This is a genomic window from Coralliovum pocilloporae (assembly GCF_030845175.1).
Lineage (GTDB): Bacteria > Pseudomonadota > Alphaproteobacteria > Rhizobiales > Cohaesibacteraceae > Coralliovum > Coralliovum pocilloporae.
In genome coordinates this window covers 723,027-747,784 of record NZ_CP132542.1, presented here as the reverse complement: position 1 = coordinate 747,784, position 24,758 = coordinate 723,027, and the positions used below count along the sequence as shown (strand labels likewise).

Sequence of the window (24,758 nt, the reverse complement as noted above, 5' to 3'; positions counted from 1 at the left end):
TGATGAGGCGATTGTTTGCCGACCGTAGGGGCGCTTTGATGGTATCGAACTCCAATATCCGGGATGGGGCCGGGATAGCAGGACACGATATCCGGATTCTTCTGGTGGAAGATGATCCGGATGATATTTTCCTGATGAAGCGAGCCCTGAACGCGACCGGAATGAGCATCGCGCTTGATGTGGCGAATAATGGTGAAGAAGCACTTCATTTGCTGCGCGAGCAGAATGCCGAGCAGTCTGTGGATGCTGTCAATCTGATCCTGCTTGATCTCAATATGCCGACAATGGATGGTGCAACATTCCTCCGTCACTTGCGGGCTGATCCGGTCTTTTCAAGAATTCCTGCTGTTGTGGTCACCACCAGTGATGATCCGGATGTTGTGCGCAAGGCCTATGAAATCGGGGCCAATTCGGTTATCACCAAGGCAACGTCAAAAGACGGTATGATGCGGATTATGCAGACCATTGTGGATTACTGGTTCCATACTTCGCATCTCTATTACGTCGATTGATAGACGAGCTTCTGCTGCATCTCTTAAACGTTTCAAGATCTGGATAGTCCATGACATTGCAATCTCTGTTGTCGCCGCTTCACGCTGTTGTCCGGGAAGCGGGTGCGCGCATTATGGAAGTTTACGCTGAAGGTGCGGATGCATCGTTCAAGTCGGATGGCTCTCCTGTAACCGTGGCAGACCAGGCTGCGGAGGCTGTCATCCTCAAGGCTCTGTCTGAGATTGCGCCTGATATTCCCGTTGTGTCTGAAGAGAATGCCGACAGCCATGCCCTTGCGGCGGTGGATGAATTTTTTCTGGTTGATCCGCTGGATGGGACCAAGGAATTCCTGCGTCGTGACGGGCAGGGGTCATTCACCGTCAACATTGCTCTGGTCCGGGGTGGTACGCCGGTTCTCGGTGTTGTTTATGCACCTGCTCTGGATCGCCTGTTCTCAGGCTCAGAAGAGACGGGAGCCGAGGAAACATCCGGTGGCGTGACGCGTGCCCTTGCCTTGCGCGCGGTGCCTGAAACCGGCGCTGTGGCTGTTGCCAGTAAATCTCACCGGGATGAGGCAACCAATCAATGGCTTGAAGATCACGGTATTTCTGAGACGATCTCTATCGGATCGTCTCTCAAGTTCTGCCTGGTCGCGTCTGGTGAAGCGGATGTTTATCCTCGTTTCGGACCAACCATGGAATGGGATACAGCTGCCGGAGATGCTGTTTTGCGCGCAGCCGGTGGTCGTGTCACCAATCCGGACAAGTCGCCGTTCCTCTATGGCAAGCCTGAATACAGAAATGGCGCTTTCATTGCCTGGGGTTCTGTTCAGTCTGAATCCTAGGATCCACCTGTCCTGCGCTTTTGTTTGCGCCCATTCTGCCCTTCCCTGATGAACAGAATGGACGTGAGCAATGAGTTTTGACCCTAAAATGTCTTTGCCGACAAGGCTTCTCTGCGTCTGGCGATATAGGCATCCAGCTCTTCACGGATTGAAGCATCCATTTGTGGCTGCTCGTATTCCTCAAGGGCCTGCTGCCAGATTTCTGTTGCCCGGTCTGTTGCGGTCTTACTGCCAGCGGCTTCCCAGTTCTCATGGTTCTGCCAGTCAGAGACCAGCGGTCTGTAAAAAGCGGTTTCGTAGCGCTCCATCGTATGGGCCTCGCCGAAAAAATGTCCGCCGGTGGGAACATTGCGGATAGCGTCAAACGCCAGCTCATCTGCGCTCGTATCCAGCGGTTTGAGGAATTCGATCATGTTCTGGATCATTTCCACGTCCAGGATGAACTTTTCATAGGATGCTGTCAGACCGCCTTCGAGCCAGCCTGCTCCATGATAGACAATATTGGCATGACCGAGCACCGCGCCCCAAAGCGCCATCTGGGTTTCGTAGACGGCCTGAGCGTCGGCGCAATTTGAGGCGTTGGCGTTCGATGTTCTGTAGGGGATACCGTATTTCCGGGCGAGCTGACCACTCGCGGCATTCGCCTTGGCATTTTCCGGAGTTCCGAAGGCGGGAGCGCCGGACCTCATATCGACATTGGATGTGAAAGCGCCATACATGACTGGGGTGCCAGGACGGACAAGCTGAGCCAGCGTAATGCCGAACAGGGCTTCGGCATTCTGTTGCGACAGCGCAGCGGCCAGCGTAACCGGCGTCATTGCGCCCATCAGTGTGAACGGCGTGACTGAGACAGCCTGGCCATATTCAGCCATGGCAATCAGGCCATCACTCATGGCGTCGTCAAATTTCCGCGGACTGTTGACCGAGATGATGGTCATGACACCGGGATCATCCATCATCTGCTCTGGTGTCATGCCACGGCTGATAGCCATCATGGTGATGCCATCCACAGCTCTTTCGCGCCCGATTGCGGTGCAGTGATAGGAAAGGTCGGAATAAGTGATGTTGGCGTTGTAAGTGTCCAGATGTCGACTGGGTGCAGGCAGCTCCACCGGCGCAACGACCTGATTGCCGATCATATGTACTGCGTTGAAATGGTGAGCCAGGCGGATAAAGTTCTCATAATCCTGAAGATTGCCGCTGCGGCGTCCATTGATGCAGTCATGGACGCTTGGTGGCCCGGCCACGAGGCCGAATGTCAGATGATTGCCACCCAGTGTTATCTGTCGGTCCGGGTTGCGTGGTGTCAATGTGAAGTGTGACGGCACTGTGCTGAGAGCCTGCTCAACAATCTCAGGAGCGAGCCGTACGGTCATGGTTGCGTCGTCAATCTCAGCTCCGGCTTCGCGGAAAAGCTCAAGAGCGTCTGCGCTCATGACCTCAATGCCCAGTTCCTGCAGGATCCGGAGAGAGTTCTGATGGATAGCCTCAAGCTGGTCGTCTGACAGGATATCAAGAGGCTGATAGGGATTCTGAACGGACTGCCATGGTAATTGGGGCAGTTTTTCAGGTGTCTGGGCTCTTGATCTTGGGCCGGATCTGGCGCGGCGGCGTGACATAGAAACTCTCCATCGTGGTCAGTCTGTTCACGTTAGGAGTTGCGTCTCCATAAACTTGGCGGTTTGCGACCGGGATTGTGGTCAAGTTTCAAAATCGCGACGTTGTGGTTCCCGCCTTGGGGCCTCAGCCCTGGCCTGAAACGCGCTGGCGTCTGTGCTCACTCGGGGCGCAGCCATATTCTCTGCGATAGTTGCGCGAGAAATGGGATGGAGACTCAAAACCGGCTGCTAGTGCAATCTCCGAGACCGGCATGCTGGAATAGAGCAGCAGCTCACGAGCACGGGCCAGACGCAGCTTCATGGCATATTGCGCTGGTGAACTCTGCAGGTGGATCTTGAACAGCCGTTCGAGCTGTCGCACCGTGACCCCCACATTGTCCGCCACATCACTCATCGAGAGTGGGGTTTCGATATTCTGTCGGAACAGGGAGATAGCCTTCGTGACCGGTATCGAATTCACACTGAGAGTCTTCTGAACTGACAGGCTTTGTTCATCATTCACATTGCGAATGCGATCATGCTGGAACCAGCTTGAGATTTCATTGCTGACTGTGTGACCGAGATCATCGGACATCAGGGTCAGCATCAGGTCCAGAGCTGCTGTGCCTCCCGCGCAGGTATAGCGGCTGCGGTCAATCTCAAACAGGCGAGAGGTGGCCTCCACGCGTGGATAGCGTTCTTTGAAGGCACTCTGGTAGTACCAGTGGACGCTGCAGCGATGGTCATCCAGTAGCCCGGCTTCGGCCAGCGGAAAAACGCCCCCGCTAATGGCGCCAATGATAATGCCGCGCCGCGACAGATAACGCAGCTTGTTGATAAGCCGGTCAAGCCCGGTCAGCTCTTCAGGGACACCCGCGACGACAAACAGGATATCGAGTTCTTCAGTGATATCCTCAATGTCCCCGTCCGGTGTCACGAGGATATGAGAACTTGACCGTACGGGTGTTCCACCATCGGTATAAATGGACCAGCGATAGAGATCAGCACGCTGGACCTCATTGGCAGCACGCATTGGCTCCACCGCAGACGAGAACGTCACAATCGGGAAGTTCTGGGTCAGGAAAAAACCAATTCTGGTCCGGTCCGGCATGGTGGGTCGCATATGAGCTGTTGACACATAACCGTTCTAGACCAGTTTGACGGAGAGTGGAATGAACGAAATTAATGAGTCCTGACCCTAGACCGGGTCCAATGTCTTATGGTCAGATGTCCTGTGGCGCCAGAACAGTACATCAATGCCGAATTTCTTGTGTGTGAAACGAGCCAGGATCAATGTCTGGACAATTGATCCCGTTGCTGTTGCTGCGGCCGCTCCAAACAGGCCGATATGCGGGATCAGAACAAAGTTCAGCGTGATATTGATCAGCATCGCGCTTCCGGTTGCCCAGAGGATCAGTCTTTCATGTCCGGTCATGCTGAGAAGAGGTGCGACCGGTCCGGCTGCAGACTGAAGCAGCAGGCTGACTGCGAGCATCAGGATAATCGGATACCCTTCAGTGAACTCCGGCCCGAAGACCCAGAGAACCGGTTTGCCGATTGCAATGATAACAATCGCCGCCGCCAAGGATGGCCAGAACGTCCAGTTGATGGTCTGTTGGAAGAACGTCCGAAGGCCTTCCCTGTCATCACGCGTAGCAAACTGGGTGAACCGGCTAGCGGATACCTGCTCCAGTGCGTAGTGAACAAAGGCCACGAGTGCCATGGTCTTGATGCTGGCATAGTAGATGGCGATCTGGTCCGGGCCGACAAAGCGGCCGAGAATGATAATATCTGCATAGCTTGCGAGCAGATAGAATCCCTCAACAATAAACAGCGGTAGCGAAACGCTCAGCCATGTCCGGCTGGCATAGGTTCTGGGGCCGCGCGGAATATCGTTCCGGGTGTGAGCATAGAGCCGCACTGACTGGAACAGGCAGGCAAAAGCGGTCGCCAGAATGGCTGCGGTCAGAGCGGTCTCGGCCGTTGCGGGGAAATCCATGAGGATCATGGCTATCATGAAGGCCAGGATAGACAAGGGCCTGAGAATATAAGGTGGCACAAGGCCGAGAGAGACCTTTGACTGGCTGATTGCCTGGCCTTCCTGAATATCCGTCAGTGCAAACAACGGGATACAGATCAGCCCCAGATAGAAGGGCATGACATAGTAACTGGCGACCCAGTCACCGAAGAATTGCAGGCCCATGAGCCCCAGCAGGGACAGGCCGACCGATGAGGCAAGGACGATACCATACATGTAGCGCAACCAGCCGCGGGCGCTGTCGTGATCATCTCGTGTCAGATATTCGATCAGAAAGCGTTTGACCGAAACGTTGAAACCAAGACAGGAGAACAATCCGAGGATGGTGACGCAGGTCCAGACAAAGGCAAATATGCCAAACTCGGTGGAACCCATCATGCGGGCCAGACAGACCTGCATGATATAGAGAATGCCAGCACTCATCACTCGAATGAGGAATGTCAGAACGGCCTGTCTCTGCGTTTCCGCATCATCTCCTTTACCATGCCGAAGCACGTGAAGCAGGGCGGTCAGACGAGCGACTGCACGCGCTGCTGCGCCACTGGTCTGTTGGTCCTGCTTGGTATCGGTAATGGTCATATGCTTTGATGCCTCGATGGGTTCTGGCCAGTCTAGGGAAAAGGCGTTAAAGCCCGGTGCAAATTCAGGCTGATGAGTTTCCTGGTAAATATCTCTTTAAGATCCGGCTGTTTCGTTAGAAAAGACCCTGTCTTGTCAGTATGCTTGTGCCAAATGTAATCGATTCAGACGATGGAAACGTTATGACGACATGTGATGGAAACACCGAAGGTCTCGGCTTTATTCGACGTGGAGACAAGAAAGGGGCGCCGGTTGTTCTCCTGCATGGATTTGGTGGTACTGCCGATGGCTGGAAACGGCTCTTGCCAGCCTTGTCGGCGGAGCGACAGGTTCTGGCGTTTGATTTGCCAGGTCATGGGGCGTCTCTTGACTATCCCGAGACCTGCAATGCTGTTGTGGCCGCAAAGGCGGTTCTGTCTGCGCTTGATACGCTTGAAATCGGAAAGGCTCACTTTGTAGGCCATTCCATGGGCGGTGCCGTTGCCTCGCTGATCGGTTTGCGTGCGCTGGACAGAGCCGCTTCTCTGACGCTTCTTGCGCCAGGCGGTTTCGGGCCAGAGATTAATCACCGGCTGCTCCGGTCATTCGCCCGCGCACAGAACCCCGACGGGCTTCTCGTTCTGCTTGAGCAGTTCTATGGCTGGGAATTTCTGCTGCCTGACGAATTGATCGACCAGGTTGTGACAGAACGGGCCCGTCCTGGTGTCACGGAAAGCCTGTGCAAGATTGCCGAAGCGATCATTGATGACCGGAATCAGAAGGTTCTGCCGCGCGCGGAGCTGGCGGATATCGGCTGTCCGGTCAAGGTCGTGTGGGGCACGCAGGACCGGGTTCTGCCAACGCGCCAGTCCCATAAGCTGCCGGGTACCATCGCCACACATATCTTCGAACGTGTCGGCCATATGCCGCATCATGAGATCCCGGCAGAAGTGACCCGTCTTATCCTTGAAAATGTTCGTTCTGAATAGCGGGTCTCTGCCTCACATCTAGGTCCTGACCCTAGCTTGCTCTCTCCGGGAAGGCCTTTGCGAGAGCCTCGGCACTGGCCTCGACAACGCCACGTTCTGTCACAAGCCCTGTAACCAGACGGGCCGGGGTGACGTCAAAAGCGGGGTTGGCCAGCTCTGTTCCATCCGGAACAATCTGGATGGTTTCAATGGAGCCGTTTTCTGTCTTGCCGGTGAGATGGCTGACTTCCAGTCCGGACCGTTCTTCAATCGGGATTTCCCTGACACCGTCATGCACCGTGAAATCGATGGTGGGTGAGGGAAGCGTTACGTAGAACGGCACATTGTTGTCATAGGCTGCGAGGGCCTTCAGATAGGTGCCGATCTTGTTGCACACGTCACCATTGGCGGTGGTTCTGTCTGTGCCGACGAAGACGATGTCCACCTGTCCGTGCTGCATGAGATGACCACCGGCATTGTCAACGATCACCGTGTTGGGAACACCATGATTGCCCAGCTCCCAGGTGGTCAGTGATGCCCCCTGGTTTCGCGGGCGGGTCTCATCGACCCAGACATGAACCGGAATCCCCGCATCATGGGCCATGTAGACAGGTGCGGTAGCCGTACCCCAGTCGACTGTGGCCAGCCAGCCTGCATTGCAGTGGGTGAGAATGTTGACCAGTGCTCCGCCCTTGGCTTCAGAAAGCCGGCGAATAATCTCAAGGCCGTTTCTGCCAATGGCTGCATTGATCTCAACATCTTCATCGCAGATATCAGCAGCAGCCTTGTAAGCGGCTTCTGTCCTGTCTTGTGGCTGGACCGGTTTCAGGATTGCCATCATGCGATCCAGCGCCCATTTCAGATTGATGGCCGTCGGGCGTGTGGCGTGCAGTGTCTGATAAGCCTGCTCCAGAGCCGCGTCGCTGCTGTCCGAACGCATCTGCAGGGCGAGGCCATAAGCTGCGGTCGCCCCGATCAGTGGGGCGCCACGAACCAGCATGTCCTTGATGGCGACGGCTGCCTGCTCCATAGTTTGAAGAGATGTGACTTCAAACAGATGGGGGAATTTGGTCTGATCAATGATGTCGACAGACCAGCCATCATCGTTCAGCCAGATTGTGCGATAGTGCTGTCCACGAATTTTCATATCCGGCTCCGTTGAGCTTATACCAAAGGACTTTAATATTGACGCATGTGATGCGGAAAATGGCAACACGCATCGCATGGACCCTGTAGAGTTGAAACGGTCGACCTGTCAATGTCAGGCACAGTGAATGAGTGTACCAGAACAGGAAAAAAAGACGCGCAGTCTTGAAGGTGCGATCAAGCAGATCCGTTCCTCTGTGGCGGACAGGGATGATGCTGTGTCTGATCTTGCTGATCTGGCACTGACACGATTGCGGGTCCTTGAGGACGAATTGCGGCCCGTCACAGCGCAAATTCAGGACCGGGACCGCTTCCCGATGGCACTGCAGCCTGCCGATCCTCCGCGTTTCTGGATTGATATCACCACCCATGTGGCGATGAACCGGGATCATCGGATCTATCGGATACTCAAGGATACCGGCCTTGGACGTATTGTGCTGCTGGAAAGTGATAAGGTCGACAAGGTGGCAGATGAGATCACCGAGATGGTCGCCAGGCGGATCATCGAGTTTGAGAAAACCAAGGAAAGTGATCTTCTGTTGACCAAACTTGGTGCGCGTACTGAGCTGCAGAAGCGTGAGAGGCGGCGGGTCGCACTCCGCTCTGCCTTTGCCGGTTTGCTTATCGGGCTTCTTGCCGGGGCAGGGGGGCTGTTTGCCTATGCCTGGTTCTTCTATCAGGGGTGACCGACCCTAAAGCAAGATGTGATGCCCGAGTTCCTGAACCTCCGTCCGATTTTCCTGACTGAAACCGCGCTCAATCATTGTGCAGGACCAGTTCCCGGCATCGCCATCAATTTCGAAGAGATTATAGCGGGCGGCCGGGCGTCTGCCACCTGGGGATGCTGAGGCGGACGGAACGCAGATAACGGGTACATCCATCTCTGGTCCGGGCAGGCTCATGCGGGTGGCGAGATGTGTATGTCCGTGGAGGACCAGCTCAGCGCCTGATTTCTTGATTGCTGTCCGGAAACGGGAGGCTGCAATCAGCCTCTTGTGCCAATGGGTGGCACCTCTGATGGGCGGGTGATGGATCATGACCACCCGGAAGAGCCTCTCGTCCTTCAGGTGTGCAAGCAATTCGGTGAGATGCCGGGCCTGAATGGAATCAATATAGCCGGTTGCCATGAAAGGCCCCGTGGCCCGAGCACTGGATACGCCAATCAGTGCAACATTGCCTCTTATCCGCACATAGGGATAGGTGGGGCGCAGGCCGTTTGGATGACCATCACCGCACATGTAGTCGTGCCAGCACCGTTCCGCCTCTGCCAGGGCACCTGGAACATAGGCATCATGATTACCTGGAACGACGGAGACGTCAGCGGGCTTGCCGAGTGTGGTCAGCCATTGCCTGGCTGGCTTGAATTCCGCTTTGAGCGCAAGATTGACGAGATCACCCGTTACCGCAATATGATTGGGGCTGTGTTGGCGCATATCATCCAGCAGACCGTCCAGAAACGTATTGGTCAGGGTGCGGGCCCGGTTTTTCCGCCAGTTGATATAGCCAAGGACTCTCTTGGACGCGAGTTCGATGCCGGACGGGTCCGGAAGGGGACCAAGATGCGGATCGGATATGTGAGCAAGGCGAAACATGGATGACGCTATTCTGGTAGATGGTTAGGGTCAAGACTCATTGCTGTTCTTATCGGAACTGTTCATCCTGTCCAGAAAAGGATTGCTCCATGACTGCCTTCCACCGCCTTTTCAAGGTGATGAAGCCGCTTATCTTTCGCTTCTGGCTGTTAAAGCGCGGGGCAACACTGGGTGTACGAGCCGTTGTTCTTGATGGTGAGGGACAGGTTTTCCTCGTCCGGCATACTTACCTGCCCGGCTGGTATCTTCCGGGAGGTGGTGTAGAGGCCGGACAGAGTTTCCTCACGGCCTTGAAACAGGAATTGAGCGAGGAAGGTAATATTCGGCTGACAGGTGCTCCGGACCTGTTTGCTGTCTATCAGAACAGGCGCGAATACGCGCGGGATCATGTGGCACTCTACATCGTTCGTGACTTTGTGCAGGACAGTCCGCGCAGGCCCGATCACGAAATCGCCGAGGCCCGTTTCTTTCCTCTCGATGACCTGCCTGAGGACACCACAGAGGCGACGCGTCGGCGGCTCTCAGAAATCCGGCAGAACGACAATGCCAGTGCCCTGCCGGAAATCTGGTAAAACACTCTTGTCTACAGATGACCTCTGCCATGTGGCAAGGTGAAGTCCAGCTCGGGCCCGTTCGGCACCACGCCGGTCGGGTTGATTGTCTCATGGCTGGCATAATAGTGGTGTTTTATATGGTGCATGTTGACCGTATCTGAAACACCGGGCACCTGATAGAGCTCCCGGACGAAGCCGCTGAGGTTGGGATAATCAGCGATCCGCCTGAGATTACATTTGAAATGTCCCACATAGACGGCGTCAAAACGGACAAGCGTAACGAACAGCCGCCAGTCCGCTTCCGTCAGGCGATCACCCATGAGGTAGCGCTGGTTTGAGAGGCGATCCTCCAGCCAGTCCAGTGTTGAAAACAGTTCCCCGAATGCCTCGTCATAGGCCTCCTGTGTCGTTGCAAAGCCGCAGCGATAAACTCCGTTATTGATCGTGTGATAGATCCGGTCATTGACTGTTTCAATGTCATCGCGGAGGTCTTCCGGCCAGAAGTCCAGACCGGCATCACCCCATTCGTCAAAGGCCGAGTTCAGCATACGAATGATTTCGGACGATTCATTGGAGACAATAGTGCCCGTCTGTTTGTCCCATAATACGGGAACAGTGACACGCCCGGTATAATCCGGTTTTGCCGCCTGATAGACCTGATAATGATAGTTAAAGCCGTTCAGCCGGTCGCCCGTCGCAGCATCCGTTGCCTGATAGGTCCAACCCTTCTCCCGCATGAGATAATGCACAACATCAACGCTGATCACATCTTCCAGCTTTTTCAGCGCGCGGAAGATGAGGGTTCGATGCGCCCATGGACATGCATAGGAGACGTAAAGATGGTATCGGCCCGGCTCAGCCTTGAACCCACCTTGGCCGGACGGACCAGGAGAACCGTCTTTTGTGACCCAGTTGCGGAACCCGGCATCCTGGCGGACAAAGCGGCCGCCGGATGATTTCGTGTCATACCAGGTGTCGTGCCAGACACCATCCACCAAAAGCCCCATAATTCTGTCCCTTCTGGTCGTACGGGTTGTTTTCGTCTGAATTCTTATTGCAATGTCGCGATCGTGGATTGGAAATACGAGAGCTCATTCGGTGAACGCTCCGTTTCGTCTAGAGAGCCTTTACGGGCAATTTTAATTTCTCAGAAGGATATTCTGTATTTTTTTATATTGACGAATAATATTTTGATGATAAATCTCTTGAAAGCATAAGATTTATAGAGATGGCTGATATGTTGGTTCTCCGACGATGAGTTTTGGTGTTTTTTGAGGTTCCACCTCTGACAATCGGATCTGTCCGGCCCCTGACCATTGAACGGATGCCAACCGTTTTGCTTATCAGGTATCCAATGATACACGAGATCGACACCATGCTCGCCCCGTCTCTTTCATTCGTTGCTGATCATTCTTCCCATGCTTCAGACGTTCTTGCGCTGCATGAACTGGCTTTTGGTCCGGGGCGTTTTACCCGTGCGGCCTTTAAGGTGCGTGAGGGCGTGGAGCATGACCGGGATCTGAGTTTCTCGGCGGTTGAAGGCGGGCGGCTGGTCGGGTCTGTCATCCAGACCCGTGTAACCGTCGGTGGTCACAAAGGCGCTCTTCTGGGGCCACTTGCTGTCCTGCCGGATCATGAAGGGCGGGGGATTGGCCGGAAGCTGGTCTATCTTGCGATTGAAGCTGCAGAAGCTGCAGGGCTCGATTTTGTGCTTCTGGTGGGAGATGCTCCCTATTATCGGCCACTTGGGTTTGACCCGGTAGGATTCGGAACCGTCCTGTTTCCCGCACCAGTCGACCCCCACCGCGTGCTCGCCTGTTGCTTTGGTAATCTGAGCGCCAGGGAGTTGGGTGGCACTGTGAAGGCCTCCATCAAAGCCGGGCGATAGAATTGCTATCGCAGAATAGGCGTCAGCAACGGGTCTTGACCCTAGCGACCTTCCCTGCGCCACATCCATGCCAGCATTGAGAAGGCGATCAGCAGGCCGACCCAGCCCGCGAATATGGGCACCCGCCGGACTTCCAGCACCTTTTCTTCAGTCGCTTCGAGAAGCCCCAGCCACCCGGACCCGAAATAGTTACGACGCCCGTGAGACATGACCGAAAGCGATGGCAGTGCCAGACTGTCACCGTTTGCCAGCCGTCGTGTTACGCCACCTGTCTTGTCACTTTGGGGAGACAGAAACTCCAGCGTGGACAACGGGTTCCGATATTCAAGCTCTGCGCCGCGTCCGAAAATGACAGTGGAGGTCAGATCTCCATTCCTGAGTGTGTGAAGCCCGCGTTTCAGCCCTGTTAGTGTGGTGACCCATTTGCCGCTACCGGCTTCTGCAAGGGTGTGGCTGGTTGTCGTGCCGTCGGGATGAGTGACCTGAAGCAGGGGCAGGTCATCCTTCAGGCTTTGGCGTTCCACCTGCAGTGTCCGGCCTTGTTGTTTTGCTGTGAGACGTTCCTCTTCAAGGTCAGGCTCTTTCATCAGCCAATGGGCAACCCGGCGCAGCAGTGGCAGGTAGGGGCCGCCGCCCTGGAATCCACGCTGCCAGAGCCAGACATGATCAGACAGAAGTACGGCAATACGACCTTCTTCTACCCGATCAAGAATGAGAAGAGGCCGGTCATCTGCGGCTTTCATGATTGTGTCGCCGCTGGTGGGGTCTGAATCCACCACCCGGAACCAGGGGCTCCAACTTGGGCTGTCAGCGTCGCCCGGCAGGCTTCTGGAGACCGGATGTTTCCGGCCAATATCAGTCGTTCTGGCCTTGAACGGTGTTTCAAGGATACCGCCTGATGGCCTGACCGGCAGAACGGTTGACAGGATTGTCTCGTTCAGCGAACCGAATTCCGCATATTCGGGGCCAGCCGCCACAAGGATTGCACCACCTTCCCGCACATATCTGGCGATATTGTCGAAATAAAGCAGGGGCAGAACACCCCGACGCTTGTAGCGGTCGAAGATGATCAGGTCGAACTGGTTGATTTTCTCGGCGAACAGCTCCCGGGTCGGAAAGGCGATCAGTGAGAGCTGGTTGACCGGGGTGCCATCCTGTTTGTCGGGCGGGCGGAGGATGGTGAAATGGACAAGATCGACGGAGGCGTCGGACTTCAGCAGATTGCGCCAGGTTCGTTCGCCTGGATGTGGGGCACCTGAGACCAGCAGGACGCGCAGGTTTTCGCGAATGCCTTCAATTGGAACGATCAGCTGATTGTTGAGGTCTGTCAGTTCTCCGGGGAATGGTGCCACGGACAGCTCAAACAGACTCTTGCCGCGATGGGGAATCTCAACCTTTACCTCCGCATCAACGCCTGTACGGACCGGAAGTTCGTTGATGATTTTACCGTCTCTCTTGATGGTAACGCGTAAGGTTTCCTCAAGAGCATTTCCGCGGCCTTGCTGATCCAGCCTGAAGCGGATTGTCTGTTCTTCGCCAACGATGCCGAATTTGGGAGCGGATACCAGTGTCAGGCGTCGGTCAATCTCTTCGTCCGTGCCTGTGACAAGGGCATGGAGTGGTGCGTTGAGAGTGAGGTTCTCCTGCAGGGTTTCCGTGTCATGAATGCGCCCGTCACTGATAATGACAGCGCCCGCCAGCCGTCGCTCGGGTATTTCACCAGCAGCCTTTTCCAGCGCTTCCAGAATACGGCTACCCGGTGTTCCGTCGAGCGTTTCAGGGGAAACCGTAACAGTCTGAACCGTGATATTCGGCAGGCGTTCGGCCTGTTTGAGAATGTGATCGCGGGCCTTTGTGGTGGTGTCAGCACGGTCGCCGAGTGTCTGGCTCTCAGACCTGTCTTCTACAACAAGGAGTGTGTTGGGCAGGATCTCCGTCTTGTCATTCTGCCAGACGGGATTGGACAGCAGCAGGGCCAGAACGACCGCTGCCAGAGGACGATGCCAGTTTCGCCCCTTGCTCAGTCCGAGTTGTGCCAGAGCCAGAATGGCGAGACCTGCCAGAACAGCGAAAAACGGAAGATCGGGAATAAGTGGCTGAAAACTGATTGGCATGATCTATTGCCCTAGTCGTTCAAGTAGGGCGGGAACATGGACCTGATCGGATTTGTAGTTTCCGGTCAGTGTGTACATGATGATGTTAATACCAGCGCGCAAGGCGATTTCCCTTTGCCATGGTGCATTCTCACCCAGAGGTAGATAAGGCCGTCCGGTCTGGTCAATGGCCCAGGCTCCTGCAAAGTCGTTGCCGGTGATCAGAATGGAGGACACGCTGTCGTCAACCCGGACCGGTTTATTGGCATCAGCCTCTGTCTCTGTGACCTCCACCCAAAGTTCACCGCTTGAAAAGCGTCCCGGAAAGAGATCAAGCAGATAGAACGTCTTGGTGAGGACATGATTGCCGGGGACTGGTTCCAGCCTCGGAATGTCCAGATCGGACAGCATGTCACGCAGCAGTTCGGCGGCCGGTGTAGCCGTGCCGGTTCTGGCCGAGACCGCATCCCGTGTGTCAAACAGGACTGTGCCGCCATTCTTCATGAACGCGTCCAGCCGCCGCATGGCTCTCTGCGATGGGCGAGGTGCGCTGGGTTCAACAGCAAAATAGATGAACGGGTAGAAAGACAGCTCATCCGTTTCAAGGTCGAGCCCTGCGGGCAGGGCGGGCTCGAAAGCCGTGCGGTTGTTCAGGGCTTTGGTAAGGCCTGTCAGACCCAGCCTGACGATGGTGTCGGTTTCGTCATTACCGGTTCTCACATAGGCCAGCCGTGCGTCCAGTGCCGCATCAAGCAGGCGTTCGTCAATCGCCTCCTGCTGGGCGTGTCCGTCTGTTGCGGCAAGAATGAGCGTCAGCCCGATGCCGGCCGTTGCAAGCAGACTGGCAAGACGGGTGGAGAAAGGCCGCAACTGGGAGAACAGGGAGACCATGCCGTCAATGATGAACAGCAGAATGGCAATGAGCAGGAACCATCCGGTCAGGTCAATCGTCTGTTCGTCCGCATAAGCGAGAATATCGCCTTGCACCAGTTCGAGTGAGAGGGGCTGCAGATGTGTGTTTTCGTCAAGCAGATTTATGGCTACTTCAACAGAACCCGTTCGGTAATAACCGGGATTTGCCTTTGAGGACCTGAGATCTTCTTGCGTCAGCACAGGTGTGTCTGCCGGTGCCGGGAGCAGTTCGCCAAACCCGTTCAGCAGGCGTTTTGCGGTCAGTGTCTGCCCTTCATCTGTATCAATGGCAGATGGTGCCGATGCATTCTGTGACAGATTGACCAGCCGCTCCATCATCTCAACAAAGAGGCCGGAAATCGGCAGGTTGGACCAGTCTGTATCAGCCGTTACATGGAACAGAACCAGCCAGCCCGCTACATCCTTACGGGCGGTGACCAGGGGGGTGTTGTCCGCCAGGCTGGCCCAGACGCGTTCCTGGGTGGCATCTTCAGGCCGGGCAAGAACCTGCCCGCTGATGCTGACATCGTCGGGAACCGTCAGACCCTGAAACAGGCTTCCTTCCGGGAAAGGGGTGAGCTTTTGTGGCTCTTCCCAGTTGAGGCGTCCGCCGATGGTTCTTTCTGTGGGGCGGAGACGGACCGGCAGCAGATTGTCGTCAAGACCGCTGCGTCTGGCCAGTCTGGGACCTGCAAAGCGCACCAGCACACCGCCCTCTTTCACCCATGCGGACAGAGCCTGCCGGTCCAGATCGGTCAGTTGGCTCTGATCAGCCATGACGACCAGGTTGGGGTTGGTACCGAGCTTTGCCGCAAGATCACCGCTTTGCGTTGCCGGATCGGCATAGGGAATGATAGCCCGTTCCAGATAGTAGGATGCGCTGAGCAGGGAATCGCTGGCATTGTCTTCACCGGGCGCAAGAATAAGTGCTTTGCCACGTTTCCAGCGATTGTCGAGAAGCTGAACTGCGCCAGTGAGCGGTACATCAGCAATGGAAAGCTGACTGAGATCGTTCCTGACTTCCAGGGGCAGTTTGAGGTCCGTTTCTGTTGCGGTCTCTGTGCTGGAAAATTGCGCGGTCTCGGAGAAGAGAATACGGCCTTCGCGATCCCGTCCTGTCAGAAGAATGTCCCTATCCCCCGTTTCCTGAAGGCGGGCCAGACTGAGTTTCAGCCCGTCAGATGTTCTTTTCGGGGGCAGGAGGCCATAGACAGGTTTCTGACCGAGATAGGTGACAACAGACGCGGCCCGGTTGGCGAGGGACTGAGACAGTTCATCAGCAGCACCTGTCTGCTGTGGTGCTGCAAGCCAATGAATGATGCCGAAGTCATCCCTGATGTTCGAAAGAGCATCAACAAGACGAGCCCGATCTGTTGGGAGTGCCGAAGGCGACAGGCCGGGAATAAGCCTTTCCAGATCTTCTGACAGCCCTTGCCGAATGGTATCGGTTTCTGGATTGCTCACAAGGAGTGTGACCGGTTGCTGTCCGGCTGCAGCCCGGCGCAGGATATCGCCCAGCGTTTTCTGGCGGTCCGGCCAGTCAGCGGCTGTTGTCCAGCCATTTTCCAAAATGACTAGAACAGGCTTTGAGGGTATCGCAGTGGCGGATGGCTGCCAGATCGGCCCTGCCAGAGCCATGATGATCAGCGCTGTTAACGTCAGGCGCAGGGCAATCAGCCACCATGGTACAGTTCGTGGTGTTGTTTCTTTGGGCTCAATATCTCTGAGAAGGCGTAGCGGCGGAAACAGGATGCGCTTCGCCCGTGGCGGGATCAGTCGGAACAGCCAGTAGAGCAGGGCGAGGCCCAGTAATCCGGCCAGCAGCCAGGGGGTCTGGAAGGCGAGAGGCAAGGATCCGATCATGCTGATCTCCCCGCCTCAATCTGGTTCAGAATGGCCTGGATCGGCGTGGATGCAGACCGGTCTGTATGATGGCACTGAAGCCTGCGTCCGGATTTCCTCAGGATCTGATCCACAGATTGGCGATGGGCCACAAGGCGGGCCTGATAAGTTGCCTTGATCAGTTCCGCACGCTGCACCTCATGGGGATTTGCACCGCCCGGATCCAGAAAATGTACCCGTCCGGAAAATGGAAAGCTTTCCTCGCTTGGATCAAGCACTTGCAGTGCAGAAATATGCATGCCTTTGCTGATAAAGGGAGAGAGCGTTTGAGACAGTCGGTCAGCGGGTTCGAGGAAGTCGCTGATCAGGATGAGGTCGCTGTGTCGCCGGGCATTGCTCGGAAGCATCAACGGCAAAGGCGACAGGGCGCGTGCGTTCAACACACCTGCCAGCCGCTCCGCACCGCGGTTTTTAAAGCCGAATGTCTTATGACCAACAAGGCCGATGGTTTCGCCGGATGCAGACAAGAGTTCTGCCAGCGCGAGAAGCAGCAGCAATGCCCGTTCTGCCTTGCTTTCGTCTGCCAGAGACGAACCGTAATACATTGAGGGGCCCAGATCGCACCACAGCCAGATTGTATGGGATGCAGCCCATTCCCGTTCCCGAACAATCGCCACGTCATCGCGGGCGGTTCGTCGCCAGTCGATGCGTCGCCGGGATTCGCCAAAGCTGTATGGGCGGTATTGCCAGAACTCTGTCCCGATACCGGTCTGCCGTCGCCCATGCCAGCCCTGGCTGAATGAGGTTGCCAGTTGGCGGGCGCGAATGACCAGCTGCGGCAGCCGTTTCGAAAGCCGGACGGCATTGTCCAGAGTCCGGTTTTCGATGGCCTGCATCTGGGACAGGTGCTGTGCGGCGCCCTGGCTCATGCGATCATGCCAGCCTTTCCGTGAGTGTCTCAATCAGCGCGTCAATGGTCTGACCGTCAGCTCTGGCGGAAAATGTCAGGGCCATGCGGTGTTTCAAAACCGGACCCGCCATGGCGATGACATCATCGATTGAAGGTGCCAATCGTCCTTGTAGAAGGGCGCGGGCTCTTACCGTCAGCATCAGGGCCTGGCTGGCACGGGGGCCTGGTCCCCATTCGAGACTTTCTCCGACCAGATCATTCTCAGAGCCTGGGCGTGCCCAGTTGACCAGATCAAGAATGGCGTCGACCACGCTGTCGCCGACGGGGAGACGGCGAACCAGTGACTGTGCATCCAGCAAATCCCGTGTCGACAGAACTTCAGTGACGGCGGTGTCATCCGAACCGGTGGTCTCGATCATCATCCGCCGTTCTGATGCCCTGTCGGGATAAGTGATATCGATCTGCACCAGAAAACGATCGAGCTGGGCCTCCGGCAGGGGATAGGTTCCCTCATGCTCGATTGGGTTCTGGGTCGCCAGAACATGGAACGGCGCCGGCAGGTCGTAATGATGGCCAGCGACTGTGACCTGATGTTCCTGCATCGCCTGCAGCAGGGCGGACTGGGTCCGCGGGCTGGCCCGGTTGATTTCATCGGCCATGAGCAATTGCGAGAAGGCCGGTCCCTCAATAAAGCGGAACGTGCGTTTGCCAGAATCATCCTCTTCCAGAATCTCACTGCCGAGAATATCGGACGGCATCAGATCAGGGGTGAACTGGACGCGCTGGGCATGAAGCCCGAGCACAGTTCCCATGGTTTCCACCAGACGGGTTTTGGCGAGGCCGGGAAGGCCAACGAGCAGCCCGTGACCGCCGGACAGAACCGTGATCAGAGCCAGATCAAGAACGGCATCCTGGCCGAAAATTACGGAACCAAGCGCATCTTTGGCACTCTGGAGCTTCTTCGACATCTGCGCCGTTGCCACGCTCAGGTCAGACATGTCGGTTTCCGGGATATCCTTGGTGTCCGTCATCCGTATGGCTCCATCCATTGCCCAGGGTGGTTATCTGGTGGTTACGATTCAAAACCTGAACTTGGTTCTGCACCGGCATCTTGGCATGATATGGGCGGAAGCCCAAATAGAGAGATTGTGTGTGACTGGTGTTCGACAAGGCTGTGTGGACATTGAATATTTGTTACAGATAAATGTCCCACTGAATGGATGAATCTCCTAGCCGGAAGAAAGACAGAAGATGACCGACATAAGAGCCCGGAAAACAGAGTTTTCTTCTGCCATGAAGGCGTTTCTTGAACGCTCCGGCGACCCAAAAGAGCCGGCACCGGTTCATTTGTGGAAGCCGGATTATACCGGTGAGCTGGATATGCGGATCGCATCGGATGGCAGCTGGTACTATCAGGGCGGGCGGATCGAACGGGATGCTCTGGTGCGCCTGTTCTCGACTATTCTGCGCCGTGAGACGGATGGTCGTCATGTGCTTGTAACGCCGGTTGAATGCTATGGTATAGACGTCGAGGATGCCGCCTTTACGGCTGTTGAGCTTGAGGTGAGTGATGAGGACAGGGCACTGGTGTTCCGGACCAATGTGGGAGATGTGGTGACTGTTGATGACAGTCACCCCTTGCGGTTTTCTCATGATGACAGGACAGCCGGGTTCAAGCCCTATGTCATGGTCCGGCATGGGCTGGAAGCGTTGCTGACCCGTCCCGTGGTTCACCAGTTGCTTGAGCATGCTGTTGAGCGTGATGTGGATGGGGTTCAGTGGTTTGGCGTTGAAAGCCGGGATCACTTTTTCCCGATTGCCAGGCTGGACGAGATCGAAGAGGAGATCGGATAATGGCAATCTGTGCTGGCTCTGATCCAGCGGAGATGCTCACGAATTTCCTTGAAAGCGTCAGTCGGGTTCGTCTTGACGATCCTTTTCTGGTTGCCTCGTCTTATGGTGACCACATGATCAATCCTGGCCTGCCTCCAATGGAGGCTGCGCAATTGCGTGATGCCGCGGTGCTTGTGCCGATTGTCAGTTATCCGGGGGAGCCAAAGGTTCTGTTGACCCAGAGGACCAATCATCTGCCATCCCATGCGGGCCAGGTGGCCTTTCCGGGTGGCAAGATTGATGCGTCTGATGCATCTGCTGTTCATGCAGCCCTTCGTGAGACGGAGGAAGAAATCGGTATCCCTGAAGATCTGATTACCGTTCATGGTGCTCTGCCGACCTATCAGTCGCGATCAGGCTACCGGATCGTGCCGGTTATTGGCCTGATTGAACCAGGCTATGACCTTGCTTTGAATGAGGGAGAGGTTGAGCTGGCGTTTGAGGTGCCTTTATCCTTCCTTATGGATCCGGACCAGCACAGAAAGACCAGCCGCATCTGGCAGGGCAATGAACGCTTTTTCTACGAGATGCCCTATGACGGCCATTACATATGGGGCGTGACCGCAGGAATCATCCGCTCGATTTATCTGGAGCTTTATGGCTGAGAGATGGACAGGCTTCCTTCATTGTCTTCCGCAGACTGGCTGTTCACCTCTGATGTACAGGCCCTTTTCAATCTCATTGAGGTTGATGGCGACAGCTTGTGCGCTGTGGGTGGGTGCGTTCGCAATGCTCTTCTCGGTCAGCCGATTACGGATATAGATTTTGCGACTACAGCCCGTCCGGATGTTGTGATGAAGCGCTGCAAGGCTGGTGGATTGCGTGTTGTGCCGACCGGTATTGATCACGGTACGGTCACCGTGATTTCGAATGGGCAGACCTATGAAGTCACCACCTTGCGGCATGATGCGGAGCCTGACGGGCGCCGGGCAAAAGTGAGGTTCGGACAGGACTGGCGTGAGGATGCCCTCCGTCGGGATTTCACCATGAATGCGCTTTACGTCGACCGGACCGGCAGGGTTCATGATTATGTGGGCGGTTATCAGGACCTTGAGGCGCGGAAGGTACGGTTCATTGGAACCGCAGCGGATCGCATTCGGGAGGATTATCTGAGAATCCTGCGGTTCTTTCGCTTTTCTGCCCAGTATGGTGACCTCCAGCTTGATCCCGCTGGCCTGAGAGCCTGTGTTGAGGAACGGGCAGGGCTTGAACGTCTCTCAGCAGAGCGCATTCAGCAGGAGATGAAGAAGCTGATGGCCGCACCCAACATGGCCCATGTGGTCCGGATTATGGGGGATGCGGGCATTCTTGATGCTCTTGTCCCTTTGCCGGCCCACACCTTGAATCTGGCAAGGCTTGCCAGCTGGTTTCACGAGACTGGTCGCCAGTCGGATCCTTTGGCCGGGCTGACCTGTCTTTGGTGCCGGACTGTTGAGGACACGGCTGTTCTGTCGAAGAGACTTCGTCTGTCCAAGAAAGACACGGTTCTGATGCGGGCGGGAGTTTTGGTGGCAGATAATCGCCTTGATGATGGTGAAGACCTCTGGAAGCGGTTGCTTTATCAGCATGGCCGGGAGAGCTTCAGCCTTGGTCTCGACCTCTGGCTGGCGAGGCAGGAAGATGAATATTCTGTGCCGTTGATGCGGGAGGCTTATCGATTTGCGTGTGATTTTGACATCCCGGTTTTTCCCTTGAGCGGCAAACACTTGATTGCCCGGGGCGTGAACAGAGGCCCGGATGTCGGGGGCACCCTTCAGCGTCTTGAAGATACCTGGATTGAGAGTGGATTCCGATTGACGGCGGACGATCTGATTTTGATGATATAATTTTGTCTATAGAAGATAATATTTTTCTATAGACAAAATTATTTTTGTAGATATAAGGCGCTTCATAATGGAGATGCGGTATATGGACGATGTCGCCGAACGGCTTTGCGCCCTTTATACGGAGCCGTTCGGCGGCAAAGATACCGGACGCTACCGGATTGCGACCAAGCTTGTTCGCAAGCTTGCCGGTCGTCGTAGATTGTACGAAGATGATATACAGGCTCTGAGCCGCTCCATGCTGGAACGCGGTTATGTTCTGATCGATATGGACGCTTTTTTTGTGGTCCTGAGTGTCGGAACATTCGGAAATTATCGCAGAGCGAATGAAGAAAGTCTGGACCCTGCCTATGGCAAAAAAGAGCTCTAGGGTACCAAAGCAGGAAATCGGGTGGCGTGAGTGGATTGCTCTGCCTGATTTGGGTTTGCCGGAGTTGAAGGCCAAGATAGACACCGGCGCTCGAACATCTGCTGTCCATGCAAGCGGAATGCGTGCGTTTGTGCAGGATGGCAAGGACTATGTTGAATTCTCGATCCGGCTGCCGGGTAAAAACCGTAAGCAAACGGTTGTTTCCCCTCTGCTGGATCAAAGGGAAATCAAGAATACAAGTGGCGTCCCTGCAAAGCGGTTTGTGATTGAGACAACGCTGATTATGGGTGCCCGGCGATGGCCCATTGAGTTGTCGCTGGCAGACAGGGCCAATATGGGATTTGAGCTGATCCTCGGGCGTACGGCCATTCGTCGCCGGGGATTGCTGGTCAATCCAGGCCGGTCTTTCCTGCTGGGACTGCCGGGAATGGTGGATTTGGAAAAGTCGGCCTGAAGAGGCCGGGAGTGTGATGAGGCGATCCGGGTCGGGCCCGGACATAACAATGAAGTTGCAGGGGCTGGTCCCCGGGGAGAGGAAGTCTAATGAAAATAGCGATGCTGGCCCGTAACCCGAATCTCTATACCCACAAGCGCTTGAAAGAAGCTGCTGAAGAGCGTGGGCATGAGCTGGATATCATCAACACTCTTCGCTGTTACATGAACATCGCGTCCCGGCGACCGGAAATCTATTACAACGGCGAAAAACTGCCGCTGTATGATGCTGTGATCCCGCGTATTGGTGCATCTGTGACCTATTATGGTCTGGCTGTTGTGCGACAGTTTGAAATGATGGGCGTCTTTCCGCTGAATGAGTCCGTGGCCATCGGCCGGTCTCGCGATAAGCTGAGATCGATGCAGCTTTTGGCCCGTGACGGCCTTGGCCTGCCGGTGACCACTTTTGCCCATGATCCGAAGCAGACTGAAGAAGTGATCAAGCTGGCCGGTGGTGCACCGATGGTGATCAAGCTGCTGGAAGGTACCCAGGGTATTGGTGTGGTTCTTGCGGATACGGACCGCTCAGCCAAGTCGGTTGTTGAGGCTTTCCGCGGGGCCGGGGTTAACATCCTTGTGCAGGAATTCATCAAGGAAGCCGGTGGCACAGATATCCGTGTTCTTGTTGTTGGTGGCAAAGTGGTCGCGGCGATGCAGCGGCGCGGGGCTGAAGGGGAATTCCGCTCCAATCTGCATCGCGGTGGCAGTGCACGCCCGATCAAGATCTCTCCGGAAGAGCGGTCTACTGCGGTGCGCGCGGCCAAGGCCATGGGACTGAATGTCTGTGGTGTGGACCTGCTGCGTTCCAATCATGGGCCGGTGATCATGGAGGTGAATTCCTCACCCGGTCTTGAAGGCGTCGAGAAGGCCACCGGTATCGACATTGCCGGGATGGTGATCGACTTCCTTGAAAAGAAGGCGCAGCCGGGTAAAACCAAAACCCGCGGCAAGGGCTGATATCGAAAGAATGACCGGGCGGGATCTACCCGCCCGTTCTGTTTGTGTGCTTGAAAAACAAGACCTTTTCCTTCAGATATGTGACGCCGAGTTCTCCAGAAGTCATATCTTATGCCCAAACATCCCAGATCATCCTTTCAGATCGGCAGCCGCCGGATAGCGCCCGGTGCGCGCGAGACTGTCGACCTCCCGGTCAGTGTGCTGTCTGACCACACGCCGGTCACACTGTCGGCTCATGTTATTCACGGACGGCGACCGGGTCCGGTCGTGTTCGTCAGTGCGGCCATTCACGGGGATGAGGTGATAGGGGTTGAGATTGTCCGCCGTCTTCTGCGCGCGCCCAATCTCGATAATCTCAAGGGAACGCTTCTTGCTGTGCCGATTGTCAATACGTTCGGCTTTATGAACCATTCCCGTTATCTCCCGGACCGGCGCGACTTGAACCGGTCTTTCCCGGGTAGCCCGAGAGGGTCTCTTGCATCTCGTCTAGCGGATATCTTCCGGCAGGAAATCGTCGAGCGTTCGGACGTCGGCATTGATCTTCACTCTGCGGCTATCCACCGGACCAACCTGCCACAGATACGGGTTTCTCCAGGTAAGCCGGGGGCGATGGAGCTGGCGGAAGCATTCGGCGCACCTTTCATTCTCACATCCAGCCTTCGGGAAGGGTCTCTCCGGGCCATGGCTTCCGACATGGATGTGGAGGTGCTGCTCTACGAAGCTGGCGAGGGGCTTCGGTTTGATGAATTTGCGGTGCGTACCGGTGTGTCCGGTATTCTGCGGGTTCTGCGCAAACTGGACATGATCTCCGGCAAGGGTGTTACCAGACCGCGCGCCAAACCGATCACCTCTGTGTCCAGTTCATGGTTGCGCGCGCCTGCTGGCGGGCTTCTCCGGACTTATCGGACAATTGGCGAAGACGTTGCTGCAGGCGATGTCCTCGGCGTGATTTCTGATCCGTTTGGTGAAGTGGAGACAGAAGTCATCACCGATGAGCCCGGCCTTCTGATCGGGCGGACCAATCTGCCTATCGTCAATGAAGGTGACGGCCTGTTCCACATCGCGGCCATCCATCAGAAAGATAACCCGGAAGCAACCATCGACAGTCTGGTTGCCCAGCTTGATGCTGATCCTCTGTTTGATGAGGATGAGATTATCTAAGCGGCTTATGGCTGGCGAGGCTGCATCTTCTCCAGCAGCCCGCGACAATAGGGCGTATCCGCTTCAACCATGGTGATTTCGTCTTTGGCCAGGATCAACTCGTTTGTTTCACCTGAGTTGAAGCGGCCAAATTCAGCCAGTTTGACATAGTTGGAATCATGGCCGTCGAGCTGACCGATGATAAGGATATCGGGGTCCAGATCTTCTATTCCCAGACATACATAACTGAATAGCGTCTGCATGCTTTGAACACAGGACCAGAGCGTCTGTGCTTCTGAAAGTGAGACAACACGATGCTGGTGATTGTTCTCTGACAGCGACCCAATGAACTTAAGCTCAGATGTTCCTCTTCGAAGACGGGTTATGTCATCGGTCCGTATCACGGTGACACCGTCATAGTGGCCGCCGTCAGTCAGGCGTTCTATCTGGATGATTGTGTCATTGACGAAGGTGATTTTTCCGGTGATGACGCCTGCACCAAGCGTGTCGCGTTGGAGTTCGACAACGTCACGCGCAAGGCGGGCTTCTTTGAGTGCTGTTTGTAGAAGTGTCATGCGGCTGCTTCAGGTCACGTTTCGGAGCACACTCTTAATCTGAAAATATGTCAGCTTTTCAGGAGCGTGCTTT

Annotated in this window: 24 protein-coding genes; 13 read left to right on the top strand and 11 right to left on the bottom strand. The window is 55.6% G+C overall.

The window, feature by feature from the left end:
• Positions 1-38 precede the first annotated feature (38 nt).
• Both RA157_RS03560 and cysQ read left to right on the top strand, forming a co-directional pair.
• Entirely contained in the window at positions 39-512 is a 474-nt protein-coding gene (locus RA157_RS03560) for a response regulator (protein ID WP_350335102.1), read from the top strand.
• A gap of 50 nt (positions 513-562) precedes the next feature.
• Positions 563-1,336 (top strand): 3'(2'),5'-bisphosphate nucleotidase CysQ, encoded by a 774-nt coding sequence (gene cysQ, locus RA157_RS03555; RefSeq protein WP_350335101.1) that lies wholly within the window; start codon positions 563-565, stop codon positions 1,334-1,336.
• A gap of 83 nt (positions 1,337-1,419) precedes the next feature.
• Here the strand turns inward: cysQ and RA157_RS03550 are convergent, their stop codons facing one another.
• The 3 genes from RA157_RS03550 to RA157_RS03540 all read right to left on the bottom strand — a co-directional run bounded on the left by RA157_RS03550 (position 1,420) and on the right by RA157_RS03540 (position 5,551).
• The gene (locus RA157_RS03550) at positions 1,420-2,955 is read right to left on the bottom strand and encodes a trimethylamine methyltransferase family protein (RefSeq protein WP_350335100.1); all 1,536 of its coding nucleotides are present in this window, start codon (positions 2,953-2,955) and stop codon (positions 1,420-1,422) included.
• 124 nt (positions 2,956-3,079) lie between these two features.
• Positions 3,080-4,072 (bottom strand): GlxA family transcriptional regulator, encoded by a 993-nt coding sequence (locus tag RA157_RS03545; protein WP_350335099.1) that lies wholly within the window; start codon positions 4,070-4,072, stop codon positions 3,080-3,082.
• A 60-nt stretch (positions 4,073-4,132) separates the two neighbouring features.
• On the bottom strand, positions 4,133-5,551 hold the full coding sequence (locus tag RA157_RS03540) for a lipopolysaccharide biosynthesis protein (protein WP_350335098.1): 1,419 nt from the start codon (positions 5,549-5,551) through the stop codon (positions 4,133-4,135).
• Positions 5,552-5,733: 182 nt separating this feature from the next.
• Here RA157_RS03540 and RA157_RS03535 point away from each other — a divergent pair, with 182 nt between their 5' ends.
• On the top strand, positions 5,734-6,519 hold the full coding sequence (locus RA157_RS03535; RefSeq protein ID WP_350335097.1) for an alpha/beta fold hydrolase: 786 nt from the start codon (positions 5,734-5,736) through the stop codon (positions 6,517-6,519).
• A 31-nt stretch (positions 6,520-6,550) separates the two neighbouring features.
• Here the strand turns inward: RA157_RS03535 and mtnA are convergent, their stop codons facing one another.
• Positions 6,551-7,645 carry an S-methyl-5-thioribose-1-phosphate isomerase gene (gene mtnA / locus RA157_RS03530; RefSeq protein WP_350335096.1) on the bottom strand — a complete coding sequence of 365 codons (1,095 nt, stop codon included), beginning with the start codon at positions 7,643-7,645 and terminating at the stop codon, positions 6,551-6,553.
• Positions 7,646-7,772: 127 nt separating this feature from the next.
• Here mtnA and RA157_RS03525 point away from each other — a divergent pair, with 127 nt between their 5' ends.
• Positions 7,773-8,330, top strand: a complete 558-nt coding sequence (locus tag RA157_RS03525; RefSeq protein ID WP_350335095.1) for a hypothetical protein — start codon at positions 7,773-7,775, stop codon at positions 8,328-8,330.
• Between the two features lie 6 nt (positions 8,331-8,336).
• Here the strand turns inward: RA157_RS03525 and RA157_RS03520 are convergent, their stop codons facing one another.
• On the bottom strand, positions 8,337-9,236 hold the full coding sequence (locus tag RA157_RS03520) for a metallophosphoesterase family protein (protein ID WP_350335094.1): 900 nt from the start codon (positions 9,234-9,236) through the stop codon (positions 8,337-8,339).
• Positions 9,237-9,325: 89 nt separating this feature from the next.
• Here RA157_RS03520 and RA157_RS03515 point away from each other — a divergent pair, with 89 nt between their 5' ends.
• Positions 9,326-9,808 carry an NUDIX domain-containing protein gene (locus RA157_RS03515; protein ID WP_350335093.1) on the top strand — a complete coding sequence of 161 codons (483 nt, stop codon included), beginning with the start codon at positions 9,326-9,328 and terminating at the stop codon, positions 9,806-9,808.
• Between the two features lie 11 nt (positions 9,809-9,819).
• Here RA157_RS03515 and RA157_RS03510 read toward each other — a convergent pair whose 3' ends face one another.
• Positions 9,820-10,797, bottom strand: a complete 978-nt coding sequence (locus RA157_RS03510) for a glutathione S-transferase family protein (protein WP_350335092.1) — start codon at positions 10,795-10,797, stop codon at positions 9,820-9,822.
• Between the two features lie 347 nt (positions 10,798-11,144).
• Here RA157_RS03510 and RA157_RS03505 point away from each other — a divergent pair, with 347 nt between their 5' ends.
• Positions 11,145-11,678: a GNAT family N-acetyltransferase gene (locus RA157_RS03505; protein WP_350335091.1), complete on the top strand. Its 534-nt coding sequence runs from the start codon at positions 11,145-11,147 to the stop codon at positions 11,676-11,678.
• 41 nt (positions 11,679-11,719) lie between these two features.
• Here RA157_RS03505 and RA157_RS03500 read toward each other — a convergent pair whose 3' ends face one another.
• From RA157_RS03500 to RA157_RS03485, 4 genes are read right to left on the bottom strand one after another with little or no spacing between them, the layout of a single operon-like run.
• Positions 11,720-13,792: a hypothetical protein gene (locus RA157_RS03500; protein ID WP_350335090.1), complete on the bottom strand. Its 2,073-nt coding sequence runs from the start codon at positions 13,790-13,792 to the stop codon at positions 11,720-11,722.
• A 3-nt stretch (positions 13,793-13,795) separates the two neighbouring features.
• Positions 13,796-16,546 (bottom strand): DUF4159 domain-containing protein, encoded by a 2,751-nt coding sequence (locus tag RA157_RS03495; RefSeq protein WP_350335089.1) that lies wholly within the window; start codon positions 16,544-16,546, stop codon positions 13,796-13,798.
• Entirely contained in the window at positions 16,543-17,454 is a 912-nt protein-coding gene (locus RA157_RS03490; RefSeq protein WP_350335088.1) for a DUF58 domain-containing protein, read from the bottom strand. Before RA157_RS03490 ends, RA157_RS03495 begins: the two co-directional genes overlap by 4 nt.
• A gap of 4 nt (positions 17,455-17,458) precedes the next feature.
• Positions 17,459-18,466 (bottom strand): AAA family ATPase, encoded by a 1,008-nt coding sequence (locus RA157_RS03485; RefSeq protein ID WP_434058466.1) that lies wholly within the window; start codon positions 18,464-18,466, stop codon positions 17,459-17,461.
• A 220-nt stretch (positions 18,467-18,686) separates the two neighbouring features.
• On the opposite strand from RA157_RS03485, the gene RA157_RS03480 reads away from it, so the two are divergent.
• The 7 genes from RA157_RS03480 to RA157_RS03450 all read left to right on the top strand — a co-directional run bounded on the left by RA157_RS03480 (position 18,687) and on the right by RA157_RS03450 (position 24,131).
• Positions 18,687-19,289 carry a DUF1285 domain-containing protein gene (locus RA157_RS03480; protein WP_350335087.1) on the top strand — a complete coding sequence of 201 codons (603 nt, stop codon included), beginning with the start codon at positions 18,687-18,689 and terminating at the stop codon, positions 19,287-19,289.
• Positions 19,289-19,933, top strand: a complete 645-nt coding sequence (locus tag RA157_RS03475; RefSeq protein WP_350335086.1) for a CoA pyrophosphatase — start codon at positions 19,289-19,291, stop codon at positions 19,931-19,933. The genes RA157_RS03480 and RA157_RS03475 overlap by 1 nt, the downstream gene beginning before the upstream one ends.
• Positions 19,934-19,936: 3 nt before the next feature.
• The gene (locus RA157_RS03470; protein ID WP_350335085.1) at positions 19,937-21,154 is read left to right on the top strand and encodes a CCA tRNA nucleotidyltransferase; all 1,218 of its coding nucleotides are present in this window, start codon (positions 19,937-19,939) and stop codon (positions 21,152-21,154) included.
• Between the two features lie 82 nt (positions 21,155-21,236).
• Entirely contained in the window at positions 21,237-21,521 is a 285-nt protein-coding gene (locus tag RA157_RS03465; protein ID WP_350335084.1) for a hypothetical protein, read from the top strand.
• Entirely contained in the window at positions 21,502-21,975 is a 474-nt protein-coding gene (locus tag RA157_RS03460; RefSeq protein WP_350335083.1) for an ATP-dependent zinc protease family protein, read from the top strand. Before RA157_RS03465 ends, RA157_RS03460 begins: the two co-directional genes overlap by 20 nt.
• 89 nt (positions 21,976-22,064) lie before the next feature.
• Positions 22,065-22,970, top strand: a complete 906-nt coding sequence (gene rimK, locus RA157_RS03455; protein ID WP_350335082.1) for a 30S ribosomal protein S6--L-glutamate ligase — start codon at positions 22,065-22,067, stop codon at positions 22,968-22,970.
• Positions 22,971-23,081: 111 nt separating this feature from the next.
• A complete protein-coding gene (locus RA157_RS03450) occupies positions 23,082-24,131 on the top strand; it encodes a succinylglutamate desuccinylase/aspartoacylase family protein (protein WP_350335081.1) in 1,050 nt (349 codons plus the stop codon).
• A 5-nt stretch (positions 24,132-24,136) separates the two neighbouring features.
• On the opposite strand, the gene RA157_RS03445 is transcribed toward RA157_RS03450, so the two are convergent.
• Positions 24,137-24,685, bottom strand: a complete 549-nt coding sequence (locus RA157_RS03445; RefSeq protein WP_350335080.1) for a hypothetical protein — start codon at positions 24,683-24,685, stop codon at positions 24,137-24,139.
• Positions 24,686-24,758 lie beyond the last annotated feature (73 nt).